Below are 14,792 nucleotides of genomic sequence, written 5' to 3' on the forward strand. Positions count from 1 at the left end.
TCATATCAGTGGGCGGTCGCCGATGCGGGGCGCCCAGGTCTTCCACGCCCCGGTCTCACGCTGCAGCCGCGCGGTCACCCGCACGAAGCTGTTGAGCGCGCAGGCCCCGGCCAGGAACCGCTCGATCACCGCGCAGAGCAGGAACGAGCCCGAGCCCGACAGCCGCTCGTCGTCGATCTCCAGCGTGACGTCGATACCCGAGCACATCGCCGCATGCCCCTTGAACCGCAGGCGCGCCACACCTGGCGAGGAGCTGACCGAGATTAGCCGCTCGCGCAGATACTCGCTGTCGGGCGTATTGCCGGTGTCGTAGATCGCCAGCACCTCGCGCAGCGCCTCGCCAGAAAGTTCGTCGCCTACCAGCGTCAGGTAATTGAGCGAGAGCTGGCCGATCAGCTTCCAGTGCGCCGCAGCCCCGCGCGCCGGGCGCCGCGTCGGCGTCGGCTTGGTCAGCGCACTGACACCCGCCAGCCCGTTGATCGTGCCCGAGACTTCCAGATAGGGCCGCCCGCCGCCGAACGGCAGGCGCGCCGGCAGGTCGCGGTTGGTGGCGAGAATGCTGGTGTTCACCACCGTCGTATCCTCGGCCAGCAATTCGGCCTTGAGATCGGCGATGGTCAGGAACACATCGTCGCCGCCGCCGACGCTGAAGCTCGATCGCCGCGCGGTGGCGTGGAAGAACGACCCCAGCTCGGTCGACCCGCGCCGGAACGAATAGAGCGAGGGCGTCTCGATCCGCTCGCCGCTGGCCTTCTGCAGAGTGACGCCGGTGACCGAATGAACCTCTATCGCGTCCTCATGCTGCGCGCTGGGCACCACGCGGTACTCGACCGAGGTATGGTCGAGGTAGATCGGCTCGGCCTCCTGCGGGAACAGGTTGAGCGCCGGGGCCGCGTGCAGTTCGAAGTCGTCGGCCCGCACCACCCGTTCCAGTTCGGGCGAGATGCGGTCGAAGAAAAGATAGACCTCGAAGCGATTGCCGCCGGCATGGATCAGCCGCCGGTCGAGCCCCGATATCTCGAAGAACAAGTGCTTTTGCGGATAGGCGAAATGCTCCTGCAGCAAGGCATACGGCTTGCGCGCGGTGCGTGCCTGGGGGAGCAGCAGTTCGTCCTCGTCCAGCCCCAGCAGCCGTACGCTGTCGGGCCCCAGCGCCACTGCCTGCGGGTCCGTCGAACCGGTCGCCACGCCCATGCCGACGAGGTTCGCGCCGATCTGCTCCAGCAGGATCTGCGCGCGCCGCCCGTCGCTCTTGATGAAAAGGCGCAAGCTTTCGATGTCGAGCTTGGCGAGTTCGACTTCGGGTTTGGTCGTCTCGAACGTCAGGCGCAGCATGCCGCGCGCCGCGCTCATGCCGATCGGCGCCTCGAACGGCGGCCCGACCATCGAGGCCTCGGCCAGCCGCAGCGGCAGCAGCCGGGTGTCGCCGCACAGCCGATAGCGGCAGGCGACGCCGTCGATCGGCTCGGTGGTGATGGTCGTTCCGCCCGGCACCGTCACCGCCTCGGCCATGTCCGCGCCCGGCTCCAGCCTGACCACCATCAGCGAGGGCAGCGGCTGGATCAGATGCGGATAGAGCGTCAGCAGCAGCGCATCGGAAAGCTCGGAATAGTCCTCGTCCAGCTTGTGCCGCAGCCGCCCGTTGAGGAACGCCACCGATTCGATCAGGCGGCTGACGTGCGGATCCTCGATCGCGTCGCGGCTGATCTTGAGACGCGCAGCGTAGCGCGGATAGGCCTCGGCAAAGGCGCCCGCGTTGCGTTTGAGATAGTCCAGCTCGCGCTGGTAGTAGGCGATGAGATCGTCGATCATCCGGTAAGCGCCACCTCGATGGTGCGGTCGCCCGGGCGCACGGCGGCCTCGTAGACGACGGTTTCCTCGCTCTGCATGATGTTGAGCACCGCCGAGATCCGCAGCCGCATCCCGCGCGAGGTTGGCCCCTCGTCCATCTCGATATCGATGTTGGAGAGGCGCGGCTCGTGCTCGCGAATGACTTGCGCGATCGTCCGGCGCACGCGTTCGCGCACTGCCGCCACCGACATGTCCTCGGTCGAGAGGTCGGGAATCCCGTAACCGACGATCGTGCGGTCGAGCCCCGGATAGCGGTCGGTCACCGGCAGCCAGGGCCGCTTGGTGTTGAGCAGGCTCTCCAGATCACGGCGCAGCGCCACCTTGTAGCGCGCGACGGCGATCTCCTCGGTCTCGTGCGCGTCGGCCGAACCATCGGGATCGTCGTCGATCAGGCGGTCGACCAGCGACTGGGTGATGATCCGCGCCATCAGGCCGCAGCCTCGTTGCCGATCACCGTGGTCAGGCGGAATTCGGACGTGATCTGGTCCAGCTGGTAATGCGGGCGCAAGTGGATGTCGCAGCCGTAGCTGCCCGGCTTGCCCGGCACCTCGCGCACGCTGACGACACCCTCACGCAAGGGATAGCGCACGCGCATCTCGGGCGAGGCATCGTCGTTGCCGGTGACGTAGCTGTGCAGCCAGCGCTGCAGCAGCTTCTCGCATTCGGCCGCGTCGTTGTACTTGCCCACCCAGTCGCGGGCGATGACCTTCACGTAATGCGCGAAGCGGGCGACGCACAGGATGTAGTTGAGCATCGCCCCCATCTTGGCGTTCATCCGCGCCGCCTCGCCGTCGTAATCGGGCGGGCGGTGAAGGCTGGGCAGGTTCATGAAGGCGGCGTTGCCGGTGAGGTGCAACTGGCGCAGCACCATCAGCCCCTGTTCGTTGAGCGCGACTTCCTGATCCTCCGAAATCGCGTTCTCGATCGCGTAGCGCGCGACGAAACCGGTGCGGTCGCTCGGCAGGAAATGGCGGATGGGGCCATCAACGATACCCGCCTCGCCCGGCGGCACGGTGCCGCGAATGGCAGCAGGCCAGCGGTGCCGAGCCATCGCCCGCGCGGTGACATGGGCGACCCCGAAGCCGCCGTGAAGCCACAGCAGTTCGCGCGGGCCCGAGACCTTCTCGTCATAGACGAAGCCGAGGCGCGGATGGTCGCGTCCGCGATGCGGGCGGCGCACCAGCAGGCGCGGGATCACCGCGCCGAGGAAGCGGCTGTCGGGCCGCGAACGGATGCGGTTCCAGCGTGAAAAGGACGGGTCGACGAAAGTCGCGCTCAGATCCTGCCGCAAGTCGATCTCGTCCAGCCCGTCGAGCGATAGCATCGAGGGATCGACCCCGAAGACGAAAGGACAGAACGAGGCGGCGGCGACTTCCATCAGCCCTTCGAGCACTTCGACGTCATCGACCTTGCCGCGCCCGAGCCGGTGCGAAATCGCATGATCGACCACGACGACGCCATAGGGCTTGCCCCCCGGCATGCCGAATTCCTGGGTGTAGACGAGGTCGAACACCGTGCTCTGGTCGAAGTCGAGCGCACGTTCGAGATCGCGGGCGATCTCGGTCCAGCGCACGTCGAGGATGCGCAGGGCCACAGAAGGATCGTCGATACCGTCCGCCAGCCAGGCGACGCCGCGCCAGAGCGCCTCCAGCTTCTGTAGCGCCGGATGGTGGAGAATGGCGTCCAGCTGGCGGCCAAGATCGCGGTCGATCCGCGCGATCAGCCCCGCCGCCGTGGCGCGCAGCCGCGCATGCCGCTCGAAAGCCTTGGATTCGCGAGAGGATTGCGAGCCGGTCGCGGCCGCCTCCCCGTCCCCGGCAGTTGCAGGAGACACGTTTTCACGGGCCTCGCTTTCGCAAGACCGTTCCTGAGGCTCCGGTGGCTCCGCCCCGGCGCCCTCGGGCAACGGGGCGGCGAGCGGCGGAGCGCCAGGCACCGCAGAGTCCATCGGCGTCGTCGCCTCCTGCCCTTCGGCGATCAGAGGCGACGACGCCATGGCTTTGGCCGGACCGTCAGGAGGCGGTCGGGATGCGCGCGACGAGGCGCATCGAGGTGGTCAGTTCCTCGAACTGCAGCCAGGGCCGCAGATGCGCGACGGCGCTGTAGGAACCGGGCGAGCCCGGCACTTCCTTGACCTCGACCCGCGCCTCGCGGAGCGGATACTTGGCGCGGGCTTCCTGGCCGGCACCCTCGGTCGCGTCGACGTAGTTCTTGATCCAGCGGTTCAGCCAGGTCTCGCAGTCGCTCGCCTCCATGAACGAGCCGATCTTGTCGCGCGCCATGACCTTGAGGTAATGCGCGAAGCGGCTGGTCGCCATGATGTACGGCAGGCGCGCCGAGATCGCCGCATTGGCCGTCGCCTCGGGACGGTCGTACTTCTTCGGCGTTTGCGTGGTCTGCGCCCCGAAGAACACCGAATAGTCGGTGTTCTTGTAGTGGCACAGCGGCAGGAAGCCGAGGTCCGACAGTTCCTTCTCGCGCCGGTCGGTGATGCCGATCTCGGTCGGGCACTGGGTGTCCAGGTCGCCATCGTCCGACTGGAAGACGTGGGTGGGCAGGTTGGAGACCTTGCCGCCGCCCTCGGCGCCGCGGATCGCGGTGCACCAGCCGTATTGCGCGAAGGCATCGGTCATGCGGGCCGCCAGCGCGTAGGACGCGTTCATCCAGCAGTAGTCGTCATGATCCATCGCCTTGGGCGCGCCGGCGAGGTCGCGCGGGGCTTCCTCGTACTCGAAGGCATCCACCTTCTTGGTATCGCGCCCGTAAGGCAGGCGCGCCAGCACGCGCGGCATCGTCAGCGTGACGAAGCGCGAGTCTTCCGACTGGCGGAACGAATTCCACTTGGTGTAGTCGGCAGTCTCGAACAACTGCTTCATGTCCATCGGCTTGGATAGATCCTTATAGGTATCCATACCGAAGACATTGGCGTCGGCCGCCGAGATGAACGGGGTGAAGCCCGATGCCGCAACGCTCGAGATGTTGGTCAGCAGCTCGACGTCGTCGGGGTGCTTGGTGAAGTAGTAGTCGCCCACCAATGCGCCGAACGGGGTGCCGCCGGCCATGCCGAACTGCTCCTCGTAGACCTTCTTGTAGAGGGTCGACTGGTCGAAATCAGTCGCCTTCGACAAGTCGTTGGCGATTTCCTTCTTGGTTGCGTTGAACAGCTGGACCTTGAGCGTGGTGCTGATCTCGGAATTCTTGACGAGATAGTTGAGGCCGCGCCAGGTGCCTTCCAGCTTCTTGAACTTCTCGGCATGCATGATCGCCGCGAGCTGTTCGGAAATCTGCGCGTCGATCTTGGCGATCGCCTCCTTGAGCGTGACCGTCATGTTCTTGTTGAACTGGACGGTGCCGCTCATCGCCTCTTCGGCGAGCGTGCGCATGAGTTCCTCGACGCGCGAGGGCTCGGTCTGCTTGGTGACGCTGATCGCCTCGTCGAGCAGGCTGATCGGCGCATCGACGGTCTCGGCCTGCGCCGCACCGCCGCCCTGGGTTTCCAATTCGGACATGTCTGATTACTCCGCGGGCTTGTCGGTGCCGAGCTGGGCGGACAATTGCCCCAGCTTCTCCTGGTCGCCCAGGATCGTCTCGAGCAGGTTTTCCAGCTCTTCCGAACTGTCGGCCTTGGCCATCAGGTCACGCAGGCGGTTGCGCGTTTCCATCAGCTTGCGCAGCGGCTCGACCTGCTCGACGACCTTCTCGGGCTCGAAATCGTCCATCGACGAGAACTTGAGGTTGACCTCGAATTCCTTGCCGTTCTTCTCGAGCGTGTTCTCGACCTTCATCTTCACGGCCGGTTCGATCCGGGCCATGACCTGGTCGAACTTGTCCTTCTTGAGATCGATGAACTTGCGTTCCTTGAGGCTCTTCTTGGGAACCGTGGAATCGCCCGAAAAGTCGCCCATCACGCCGACCACGAAGGGCAGTTCCTTGACTTCCTGCGCACCTTCCGTCTCGACGTCATAGGTGATGTGGACGCGCGGCTTGCGCACCCTCTTGAGCTTGTCGTGTACCGAGTCAGCCATTGTGATCTCCCTCGACTACGTCGCAATTGCGAGGCGCCCGACTTGCAGCGCCCCGTGGCCCCCACCGGGCCGTGACTAGTAACCGTCGCTGTTCGCTTCTTCTTCCGCAGGCGGCTTGATACCCGAACGCCAGTAGAAGTCCCTACGCGCCGAGTCGTCGGGAATGAGCTCATTGAGCAGGTCATGAAGACTCATTCGCGCCCTTCGGTCAACCTCGCGCAGCGTTTCTCCAAGCGGGGATAAAGGTTCGAACTGGCTGAAGTAATCGGCCGCCGCCGCTACTGCCTTCAACGCATCTTCGCGCCGCGTGATCTTGCCCGCCACGAAACCGGGGCCCGCCGCCGGCGCGCCGCCGACGACCGCTCCACCGGCTTCGGCTTCACCTTCGGGCGCCGCCGCAGCGTCGTCGGCGCCGGCGGACGTCGGCGCCAAGGCGGCAAGCCAGGCGCGGATCGCCTTCAGTTCCTCGCCCAGCCGCGAGGCTGCGGGAAACTGCGGCTTCGTCCGCTCCGAAATGAACCCGATCGCGCGGCGCCAGCCATCGTCGGCCTCCCCCGCGAGCTTCGCCGCACGCGACAGCACTTCGCCGGAAACCCGCCGCCCGTGCGCCTCGATCGTGCGATAGAGTTCGTTCGCCTCCGCGATCCGCGCGCTCTTGGAATCGCCGGAAAGCCCCTGCGACGCGGTCATCGCCGCATCGGCGCGGACCTTGTCGAGATGACGCAGTTCGCCCTCGCTGCTGCGTGCGATCGCCAGCTTGCGCACCGGCTGGATCAGCGCGCCGTCCTTGTCGTTGCTGCCGCCGGAAAGCCCCGAAAGCGGCTGGAACCGCGCGGAAACGCCGTCATCCTCATCCTCGGGAGGGTAGAGGCCCTGATCCCAGAACGCCTCGACGAAATCGGCCAGCAGCGTCATCGCCGCCGCCAGATCGCCAAGGCCGTCGCTGCGCGCGGCAGCCTCGACCACGACGCTCAGCGGCTCGAGATCCTTGCCGTGTACCGACAGGTATTCGATCGAATTCTCGGCCAGGGTTTCCCAGTCCCAGCCGCCGTCGGGAAGCACGAATTCGTCATCGGTCATCGCCGCGGCCTGCTCCAGCCGGACGATCGCCTTGCGCTGCGAGCGGATCTCGCGCAGCAGATCGCCCGCCGCGCCTTCGTCCTCGCGACCGTCAAGACCGACCGAATCGTCGATCGGCGCAAGAATCGCCTGCCTGCGTTCTTCGTCGATAAGCACGATTTGTCCCAACTCCCCCAGTTAGCGCGCTGAATTTACAGCTTTCGCTCTTGCACACCACTTCTTTTTTGCATGCTGACAGCACTCGTCATAAGTTGCAGCGCGAAATCGGACTATAAGGTACTTCATGCCACCCGCATCACGACTTACCGACATGCATACCTGTCCGATGGTGACGGGTGTGGTCCCGCATGTAGGCGGCCCGATCCTGGCCCCCGGCGCCCCCACCGTGCTGATCGGCGGACTGCCCGCCGCGCGGGTGACCGACCAGTGCGTCTGCGTCGGCCCGCCGGACGTGATCGTGAAAGGCAGCGCGACGGTGCTGACCTCCAGCCTGCCGCAAGCCCGCATCGGCGACATGACCGCTCACGGCGGCGTCATCGTGCTCGGCTGCCCCACCGTCATCGTCGGCGGCTAACCCCTTACCTTGCCCCGAATGCTGCACTTCGATGTTGCAGCATTTTAATGCGCGACCAGGCGTTCGGGACGCGCGGAAAGCCCGGACGGCCTGTGCCATCCGGGCCCTCCCCCGACGGAATGACCGTCAGTAGCGAACGATCTCGACGCGGCGGTTGCTGGCATCGGCCGCCGTGGTGCCGTCACGCGGGTGGTCGAAGCCATAGCCGACCGCGCGCAGCTTGCCGGCCGGGACGCCCTGGCCGACGAGGTAGCTTACCACTGACTGCGCACGCTCACGCGAGAGCTGGCGGTTGTAGGCGGCCGAACCGACATTGTCGGTATGCCCCTCGATCACGAACTGGCGGGTGCCCGCCGCATCCTTGATCTGGCGCGCGAAGGCATCCGCCTGCGCGCGGGCCGCCGGTGTCAGCGTGGCCGAGGCCGTTTCGAACGACAGGCGCATGTCCAGCGACTTGCGCGTCGCCGGCATCGCCAGACGCGAGGCGCCGGCCACCTTGCCAGCCACCTTGCCGCCCGTGCTGGCCGCATAACGCGGGGCCGCCGGGCGTGCCGCCGAACCGCCCGGCTTGGTGGCCGCCTGCTTCGCCGGCGCGCCGGTCGAGAGGTGGAAGCCGCGCGTCTCGCCGACCGGGCAGATGCCCGAGGTCATGCATTCGTCGTCGTCACCCGCCTTCGCTTCTGCTTCGTCCGAAGCTTTCGCTTCATCGCAGCCAGAAACGAAGCACTTGATTTCTTCCTCACTCACGGCGTTCTGAGCCGAGGCGACTTGCGCACCTGCGAAAATGGACATGCCGAGCAGTGCCGCAATCGAAGCCCTGACCATGACAGACTTCCCCTATCCACCATAAAATCGAATCAATTTCGTCCGTGTACTCCCGCTACGAGTCACAAACAACCTTCGTGCAAGGGTTTAACAACGCTCGTCATGTACAGAAACAGTCCTTGTCATGCTAATGCGCACTTGAGCACGGATCGAATTCGGCTTGCCGACCTGGCCTTTTGTGCGATCCAGCGACGGCATTAAGTCAAAAAGGGGGCGGAACGTCGATGGTTAGGGCGCAATCGTCGGCCGGAATGGAGCCGGGACGGATCGAATCGCGACAGGTCGAAGCGGGCCATCCCGCCTGGGGGCTCGCCAGCCTGGCCATCGCCGCCGGTGTCGCCGGGGCGGTGCTGCTGGGGGTGCCGTACCTGTTCGGACGACTGCTGGAACTCCCTTCGTTCGCCGCGATGGCGCCCGCGACGCTGGAAACCGCGTTCACTCTGGTGGTATTCGGGCTGCTCGGCGCTTTCGCGCTGCTGGCGGTGCGCTTCTGCATGCTGCCGCTGCCGGTCGTCCCGGGTGCCGCCGCCTGCACCGCCGTCCGCACCGCCACCGGGCTGGGTATCGGCGTGATCGGCCTAACCGTCTCGGTCGCGTTGTGCGCCATCGCCGGAACGGCACAGACGGGGGCGGGATCAGGCGGAGGCCCTGGCCTGCTACTGCTCGAAACCGTGCTGCTGGTGATCCAGAGCGGGGCGGAGGAACTCTACTTCCGGGGCTGGCTGCAGAAGGATCTGGAACGCCGCTGGGGGGCATGGCCGGCGCTGGGCGCGGCCGCGCTGCTGTTCGCCGCGCTGCACTTCGTGGCCGCCGCCAGCGAGCCGCTGACCTTCGTGACGATGCTGCTGGGCGGTCTGCTGTTCGGCCTCGCCTACCTCAGGTCGGGCTCGATCCTGCTGCCTTGGATGATCCATTTCGGATGGAATTGGGCGGAGGAGATCGGCTTCGGGCTCACTCCCAATCCGGGCACCGGCACTTTCGGCGCGCTGATCGACCTCGACCTCGTCGGCTCGACCTGGTGGGGCGGCGGCGCCGAGGGGCTGAACGCCAGCCTGTCCCCGGTGGTGGTGCTGCTGGCGCTGATCGCCGCCATCGCCGCCTGGCCGAGCGGGGAAGCGGCACCGAGGCTGAAGTTGTATTCGGCGTAGCGGGCTGGACAAGCCCGCTATCGCGGCGATGGCGACTTACGCCCCGTTGCGGACGTTAGGTGCTAATGCCAAACAGTGCCGATGAACGGATAGGGAATCTGATGGACGCATTACGCTTGAAGCGTGCTCGACGCCGCATCCGCATTTACTTTCTCGGCGGCGGGATCGTACTGGCTTTCCTGTACCTCATCTGCGCTGCGTTTCTGGTCCGCATTATTGGCGTTGAATTGACGCGTTACTGGTCCACGGTGATGATGGCGGCTGGCGTCATGCTTGGTGGAACATATGGCATCGTCTTCTTCACATCTCTGGCCATTCACGTCGTTAGGCGATTGGCAACGGGGCGACCAGTAATGGCCCCGGAGGATTAGCCCTCGGTCTACTGCCCACCCCAATAAGCGCCTAAGCCGCCCCCTGCGCCCGGCTGACGTCGATCCGGTCCCGTACCTGCTCGAATTCGCGCATCTGCGCGGCGTCCAGCGCCTTGCTTTCCGAGGGGTCGGGCTGGAAGCTCAGCGGGTCGATCTTCTCACCGTTGACGTGGATCTCGTAGTGCAGGTGCGGCCCGGTGGTGCAGGTGCCGGTGGTGCCGACATAGCCGATCGTGAAACCCTGCGGCACCTGCTGCCCGGCGTGGAGCCCCTCGGCATAGCGCACGAGGTGGAAGTATCGCGTCTCCATGCCGTTGGCGTGGCTGATGATGACCATGTTACCCGCGCAGGCGCTGGGCGAGGCGCTCGTCACCGTGCCCGCCGCCGCCGCATAGATCGGCGTGCCGATCGGCGCGGCGAAGTCCACGCCGCCGTGCAGGCGGGTATAGTGCAGCACCGGATGGAAGCGCATGCCGAACTTCGAGGTGATGCGCGCACCATCGACCGGGGTGCGCATCAGCGACTTGGCGACGGTGCGCCCGCTGGCATCGTACCAGCCCTCTTCCCCGCTCGGGGGGGTGAAGCGGTAGACCGCCGCCGACTTCGCCTGCGTCGTCATCGCGGCATAGAGCAGGCGCGCCGCCCCCTGGGCCTCTCCGGCGGCATTGACCGACTGGGCATAGGCGAGTTCGAAGGCATCGCCCGCCGCGACCTCGCGCTGGAAGTCGAAGTCGAAGGCCAGCGCCTTGGCGAACGGCGAGATCAGCGAGTTGGGCACCCCGATCGCCACCGCCGAGGTGTAGAAGCTGTCCCCGTCCATGATGCCGTGCATGACGGTGATCTTCTCGCTGACTTGCGCGGCGAGGCGGGTGGTTTCGAACGCGCCGTCCTCACCCAGCCGCACGGCCGCGCCCGAACTGTCGGCGTTGGACGCCTGCAGGCGGTAGAACCGGAGCGCTCCGCCCTCGCGCGTGACTTCCAGCACCGCGCGCACTTCGCCCTGCGGCGCGAGCGCGGGACGGACTTCGGCGGCGACCTTGGCCGCGGTGACGGCGTCGATCCCGAACCCGGTCAGCGCGCCTTCCAGTTCGCCGGCATTGGCGAGCAGCAGCGTGCGGCGCACCGTCTCGGCTGCAGGCGCGGCCTCCGCTGCCGCATCGCCGCCGGAAGCCACCACGGCATCGGCCGTCGCCCCTCCATCCGGACGCGCCAGCCATGCGGCGAGCACGCCGGCCAGCACGATCGCCCCGCCCGCGCCCAGCCCAGCCAGCCGCCGCCGGTTCGACGCGCGGCGCGCCTCGCGCACCTCGAGCGGGCGCCGGGGCGACCATGCCGCCGCCCAGCGACGCGGATCGTAGGAGTCGACGAAAAGCTCAGTCATGCCTCGGCACCCCCCATATCCGCCCCATCTCTGGCACCCATGTCCGGCACACGTATTTGCCCCGGTTAAATAATGACAATAGTTATCCAATGAATAGACGCTGTTGCCCAAATTGGAAACGCCGGTCTATGACCTGTCGGGGACACCCGCATTACGGGCTCAGGAGGGGGATCGGTGATACCTATTCGTGCGGAATGGCAGGCGCTGACCGATGTGGGCGCCGTACGCAAGCACAACGAGGACCGCTACTTCGGCTCCGACACGCTTGGGGTGTGGCTCGTCGCCGACGGCATGGGCGGGCTGGAGCGGGGCGACTGGGCCTCCACCCAGGTAGTCGAGGCGGTCGGCGCGCTCGGCTGGCAGGACGGGGTGGAGGACGTGCTGGAAGCGGTCCGCGCCGCGCTGGTCCAGGCCAACGAGACGATCCTGGCCGAGGCGGAGCGGGTCGGCAAGCAGATGGGCTCCACCGCCGTCGCGCTGGTAATCCGCGAACGACGCTTCGGCATCGGCTGGGTCGGCGACAGCCGCGCCTACCTGCTGCGCGGCAAGCGGCTCTACCGGCTGACTCGCGATCACAGCCAGGTGCAGGATCTGATCGACCACGGCGTCATCGACGAGGCGGCGGCCGCCACTCACCCCTTGCGCAACGTGCTGACCCGCGCCGTCGGCGTCGCCCGGCCGCTGCAGATGGACACGATCGTCGATACGCTGCAGGATGACGACCTGCTGCTGCTCTGCAGCGACGGCCTCTACGGCGTGATCGGCGAACAGGAAATGGAAGCGACCCTCTCCACCCAGAGCTTCGAGCGCGCGGCCGAGACCATGATCGCGCGCTGCCACGAACTCGGCGCGCCCGACAACATCACCGTGATCGGCGTCTCGACGGCGGAAGTCACGCTGATCCAGTACGGCAGCGAGGCCTGACGTGAGCGACGAGAAGGACGAGACGGTCTTCCAGCCCTCGCAGTTCGGCAATGATGCCACGCCCGCGACACCGCCGGCGCCGCCTGAAGACGACGAAGGCACCGTCTTCGCGGCCGGTCCGGCTCCGAACCCGACGCCCAATCCACCACCCGCCGTCGCCGAGGAAGCGGAGGAAGGCACCGTCTTTGCTGCACCCGCCGCTGCAGCATCGCCGCCGCGCGAAGCGACGCCCCCCCCTTTTACCCCGCCGCCCCCTCAGGCACCGCCGCAACCCGCCCGCACCGGCACTTCGGCCTCGATCGCGGTGGGCACCGTGCTCAACCACATGTTCGAGGTGAAGCGCTTCCTGGCGCGCGGGGGCATGGGCGAGGTGTTCGAGGGCGTGAACATCGCCAGCGCCGAGCGCGTGGCGATCAAGACCATCCTGCCCGAACTCGCCGCCGACCCCAACGTCATGGCGATGTTCCAGAAGGAGGCGCAGGCGCTCACCCAGCTCTCGCACCCCGCCGTGGTACGCTATCGCGGCTTCGCGCTGGAGCCGCAGCTCGGCCTCTATTACATCGCCACCGGCTTCATCGAAGGCAGCAACCTGTCCGACCTGCTCGGCAAGTCCACGCTGACCGAGGAGGAACTGTTCGGCCTCACCCGCAAGCTCGCCGAGGGGCTGCGCGAGGCGCACGAGCTGGGCGTCGTCCACCGCGACATCTCGCCCGACAACGTGCTGCTCGACGGCGACCGGCTGGACCGGCCCAAGATCATCGACTTCGGCATCGTCAAGGAAACCGACCCCGGCTCCAAGACCATCATCGGCGATGGTTTCGCGGGCAAGCCCAGCTACGTCGCGCCCGAGCAACTGGGCGATTTCGACAAGCAGGTGGGCCCGTGGTCCGACGTCTACTCGCTGGCGCTCGTCACCCTGGCGATGGCGCAGGGTCGCAAGCCCGACCTCGGCGGCCTGCCCGCCGAAGCGATCATGAAGCGCCGCAACGGGGTGGACACCAGTGCCGTGCCCGGCCGCCTGCGCGCGGTGATAGACCGCATGCTCGCCGCCGATCCGCAAAAGCGCCTGCGTTCGATGGACGAAGTAATCGCCGCGCTCGATCACGCCAAGGCCGGCAAGGCTCCCCGTACGAAGAAGCCGGCCAGGGCCGCCGCGCTCGGCGAAGGCGGTGCGAAGAAGCCCCCAAAAGCCGCGTTGATCGGCGGCGGCGCGGTGCTGGGCGTCGCGCTGCTGGCGGGCATCGGCTACCTTGCCGCAGGAGGGAGCGACAAGCCCGCCGAACAAGCCGCGACCTCCGGCACCGCCCCGGCCGGCCTCTCGCGCACGCAGGTCGATGCGGCGGTGCAGACCGCGTTGCCGACGATCCCCTGTTCGTGGATGCGCGTCGCCACCGATCCCGCCGGTTCGGGGTTCTCGCTCACCGCCAGCGGGGTTTCGGGCGATCCGCTGGCGGCCGGCAACAGCGTGCTCCAGGCCGTGCGCAAGCTGGGCATCGAGCCCGATTCCGATGCCACCGGCGTCGCCCGGATCGACCCGAGCTACTGCCCGATCCTCGACGAACTGGCGAAATTCCGCGATCCGTCTCCCGAACGCATGACGCGCAAGCAGCCCGAGTACGAACTCGACATGGTCGATCAGGGCGAATACGCAGGCCAGATCGGCACCCACGTCGTCACCGACCTTGCGCTCGACGGGATCGCCGGGGACTATGCGCTCTATTCGATCGAGAAGTCGAACGTCATCACCCAGTTCGTCGACAACCGCAACGTGCTGCCGGGCAACGTCAACGGCACGACTATCCAGAAGCTGCCGGGCACGGACAACTACAGGCTCGACATCGAGACCAACGCCAAGCCGGGCTGGTCGGGCATCGTCCTCGTCACCGGCCGGGGCGGCTTCACCCCGGACGCGCTGAGCGACCTCGGCACCCCCGCCGGCCGCGCCGCCTTCGAACAGCGCGCGAAGGCCAACGACTGGAAAGTGCAGATTGTGTGGTATCGCTTCGTCGACAACCAGCCGAATACGGGGGCGCCGGCGGCAGCGCCACCGTCGTGACCGGCCCTCGCCTCAGATGAACGGCACTTTGAGATTGGCAGGTGCCGGACTTATCTGGGCCGGGCCGCTGTAACCACCTTTGACGACCACCGCCTTGTCCGCTTCCCAGAACAGGCCACGGCGATAGAATATCGAGCGACGAGGATCGCTCAGCAGATCGGCGCCGCTGATGCGGATCGTCGCGACATCGCCGTCGTCCCCATCGCGATAGGCCTGCGCGCCAAGTTGATCCGCGTCCGGCTCACCGAGGAAGAAGTAGGTATAGGACGTAAAGCCCTTGCCCGTGGCATCCTGGAACACGTCGAAGTTGACGACACGCAGATCACGCAAGGTGGCACGCATCAGCGCCAGCGGATCCATTCCGAAATTGCCGGTCATATCGATCCGGTAGACCGCCTGACCATCCGGACGCGCATAGACGCCATCGATCATCCGGGACAGATATTTCACCTTGGTCTTGTGCACCAGCGTGCCGACGCGGATCAGGTCGAGAATGTCCTGCGATGCCGGCACGGCCATCGAGAAACCGAATTTCAGATACTTGACGATGTCCATGC

At 66.6% G+C, this 14,792-nt stretch carries 14 protein-coding genes; 5 read left to right on the top strand and 9 right to left on the bottom strand.

The window, feature by feature from the left end:
• From tssF to V2S85_RS12390, 6 genes are all read right to left on the bottom strand, one after another.
• Positions 1-1,812, bottom strand: a complete 1,812-nt coding sequence (gene tssF / locus V2S85_RS12365) for a type VI secretion system baseplate subunit TssF (RefSeq protein ID WP_330703165.1) — start codon at positions 1,810-1,812, stop codon at positions 1-3.
• On the bottom strand, positions 1,809-2,279 hold the full coding sequence (tssE, locus tag V2S85_RS12370; RefSeq protein WP_330703166.1) for a type VI secretion system baseplate subunit TssE: 471 nt from the start codon (positions 2,277-2,279) through the stop codon (positions 1,809-1,811). Before tssE ends, tssF begins: the two co-directional genes overlap by 4 nt.
• A complete protein-coding gene (gene tssC / locus V2S85_RS12375; protein WP_330703167.1) occupies positions 2,279-3,847 on the bottom strand; it encodes a type VI secretion system contractile sheath large subunit in 1,569 nt (522 codons plus the stop codon). Before tssC (V2S85_RS12375) ends, tssE begins: the two co-directional genes overlap by 1 nt.
• Positions 3,848-3,863: 16 nt before the next feature.
• Entirely contained in the window at positions 3,864-5,360 is a 1,497-nt protein-coding gene (tssC, locus tag V2S85_RS12380; RefSeq protein WP_330703168.1) for a type VI secretion system contractile sheath large subunit, read from the bottom strand.
• Positions 5,361-5,366: 6 nt separating this feature from the next.
• Positions 5,367-5,876: a type VI secretion system contractile sheath small subunit gene (gene tssB, locus V2S85_RS12385; RefSeq protein ID WP_330703169.1), complete on the bottom strand. Its 510-nt coding sequence runs from the start codon at positions 5,874-5,876 to the stop codon at positions 5,367-5,369.
• A gap of 75 nt (positions 5,877-5,951) precedes the next feature.
• On the bottom strand, positions 5,952-7,112 hold the full coding sequence (locus tag V2S85_RS12390; RefSeq protein ID WP_330703170.1) for an ImpA family type VI secretion system protein: 1,161 nt from the start codon (positions 7,110-7,112) through the stop codon (positions 5,952-5,954).
• A gap of 181 nt (positions 7,113-7,293) precedes the next feature.
• Between V2S85_RS12390 and V2S85_RS12395 the strand changes: the two genes are divergently transcribed.
• Complete coding sequence (locus V2S85_RS12395) at positions 7,294-7,530, top strand: PAAR domain-containing protein (protein WP_330703171.1); 237 nt, start codon at positions 7,294-7,296, stop codon at positions 7,528-7,530.
• A gap of 126 nt (positions 7,531-7,656) precedes the next feature.
• Here the strand turns inward: V2S85_RS12395 and V2S85_RS12400 are convergent, their stop codons facing one another.
• Positions 7,657-8,322 (bottom strand): OmpA family protein, encoded by a 666-nt coding sequence (locus V2S85_RS12400; RefSeq protein ID WP_330703172.1) that lies wholly within the window; start codon positions 8,320-8,322, stop codon positions 7,657-7,659.
• 257 nt (positions 8,323-8,579) lie between these two features.
• Between V2S85_RS12400 and V2S85_RS12405 the strand changes: the two genes are divergently transcribed.
• Both V2S85_RS12405 and V2S85_RS12410 read left to right on the top strand, forming a co-directional pair.
• Positions 8,580-9,503, top strand: a complete 924-nt coding sequence (locus tag V2S85_RS12405; RefSeq protein ID WP_330703173.1) for a CPBP family intramembrane glutamic endopeptidase — start codon at positions 8,580-8,582, stop codon at positions 9,501-9,503.
• 101 nt (positions 9,504-9,604) lie between these two features.
• On the top strand, positions 9,605-9,874 hold the full coding sequence (locus V2S85_RS12410; protein WP_330703174.1) for a hypothetical protein: 270 nt from the start codon (positions 9,605-9,607) through the stop codon (positions 9,872-9,874).
• A gap of 31 nt (positions 9,875-9,905) precedes the next feature.
• On the opposite strand, the gene V2S85_RS12415 is transcribed toward V2S85_RS12410, so the two are convergent.
• Positions 9,906-11,255 (bottom strand): M23 family metallopeptidase, encoded by a 1,350-nt coding sequence (locus tag V2S85_RS12415; RefSeq protein WP_330703175.1) that lies wholly within the window; start codon positions 11,253-11,255, stop codon positions 9,906-9,908.
• A gap of 174 nt (positions 11,256-11,429) precedes the next feature.
• Here V2S85_RS12415 and V2S85_RS12420 point away from each other — a divergent pair, with 174 nt between their 5' ends.
• Both V2S85_RS12420 and V2S85_RS12425 read left to right on the top strand, forming a co-directional pair.
• On the top strand, positions 11,430-12,179 hold the full coding sequence (locus V2S85_RS12420; protein ID WP_330703176.1) for a PP2C family protein-serine/threonine phosphatase: 750 nt from the start codon (positions 11,430-11,432) through the stop codon (positions 12,177-12,179).
• A 1-nt stretch (position 12,180) separates the two neighbouring features.
• Positions 12,181-14,235, top strand: a complete 2,055-nt coding sequence (locus V2S85_RS12425) for a serine/threonine-protein kinase (protein ID WP_330703177.1) — start codon at positions 12,181-12,183, stop codon at positions 14,233-14,235.
• 12 nt (positions 14,236-14,247) lie between these two features.
• Here the strand turns inward: V2S85_RS12425 and V2S85_RS12430 are convergent, their stop codons facing one another.
• Complete coding sequence (locus V2S85_RS12430; protein ID WP_330703178.1) at positions 14,248-14,790, bottom strand: hypothetical protein; 543 nt, start codon at positions 14,788-14,790, stop codon at positions 14,248-14,250.
• Between the last annotated feature and the right edge of the window lie 2 nt (positions 14,791-14,792).

This window comes from Novosphingobium resinovorum (assembly GCF_036352595.1).
In the GTDB taxonomy this organism is placed as follows: Bacteria; Pseudomonadota; Alphaproteobacteria; order Sphingomonadales; family Sphingomonadaceae; genus Novosphingobium; species Novosphingobium resinovorum_B.

What these genes read in the sequence shown, in the direction of transcription:
- V2S85_RS12430 (WP_330703178.1), bottom strand. Translation starts at nt 14,790, where the DNA reads ATGGACATCGTCAAGTATCTGAAATTCGGTTTCTCGATGGCCGTGCCG.
- tssE (WP_330703166.1), bottom strand. Translation starts at nt 2,279, where the DNA reads ATGGCGCGGATCATCACCCAGTCGCTGGTCGACCGCCTGATCGACGAC.
- tssF (WP_330703165.1), bottom strand. Translation starts at nt 1,812, where the DNA reads ATGATCGACGATCTCATCGCCTACTACCAGCGCGAGCTGGACTATCTC.
- tssB (WP_330703169.1), bottom strand. Translation starts at nt 5,876, where the DNA reads ATGGCTGACTCGGTACACGACAAGCTCAAGAGGGTGCGCAAGCCGCGC.
- tssC (WP_330703167.1), bottom strand. Translation starts at nt 3,847, where the DNA reads ATGGCGTCGTCGCCTCTGATCGCCGAAGGGCAGGAGGCGACGACGCCG.
- tssC (WP_330703168.1), bottom strand. Translation starts at nt 5,360, where the DNA reads ATGTCCGAATTGGAAACCCAGGGCGGCGGTGCGGCGCAGGCCGAGACC.
- V2S85_RS12400 (WP_330703172.1), bottom strand. Translation starts at nt 8,322, where the DNA reads ATGTCCATTTTCGCAGGTGCGCAAGTCGCCTCGGCTCAGAACGCCGTG.
- V2S85_RS12405 (WP_330703173.1), top strand. Translation starts at nt 8,580, where the DNA reads ATGGTTAGGGCGCAATCGTCGGCCGGAATGGAGCCGGGACGGATCGAA.
- V2S85_RS12410 (WP_330703174.1), top strand. Translation starts at nt 9,605, where the DNA reads ATGGACGCATTACGCTTGAAGCGTGCTCGACGCCGCATCCGCATTTAC.
- V2S85_RS12415 (WP_330703175.1), bottom strand. Translation starts at nt 11,255, where the DNA reads ATGACTGAGCTTTTCGTCGACTCCTACGATCCGCGTCGCTGGGCGGCG.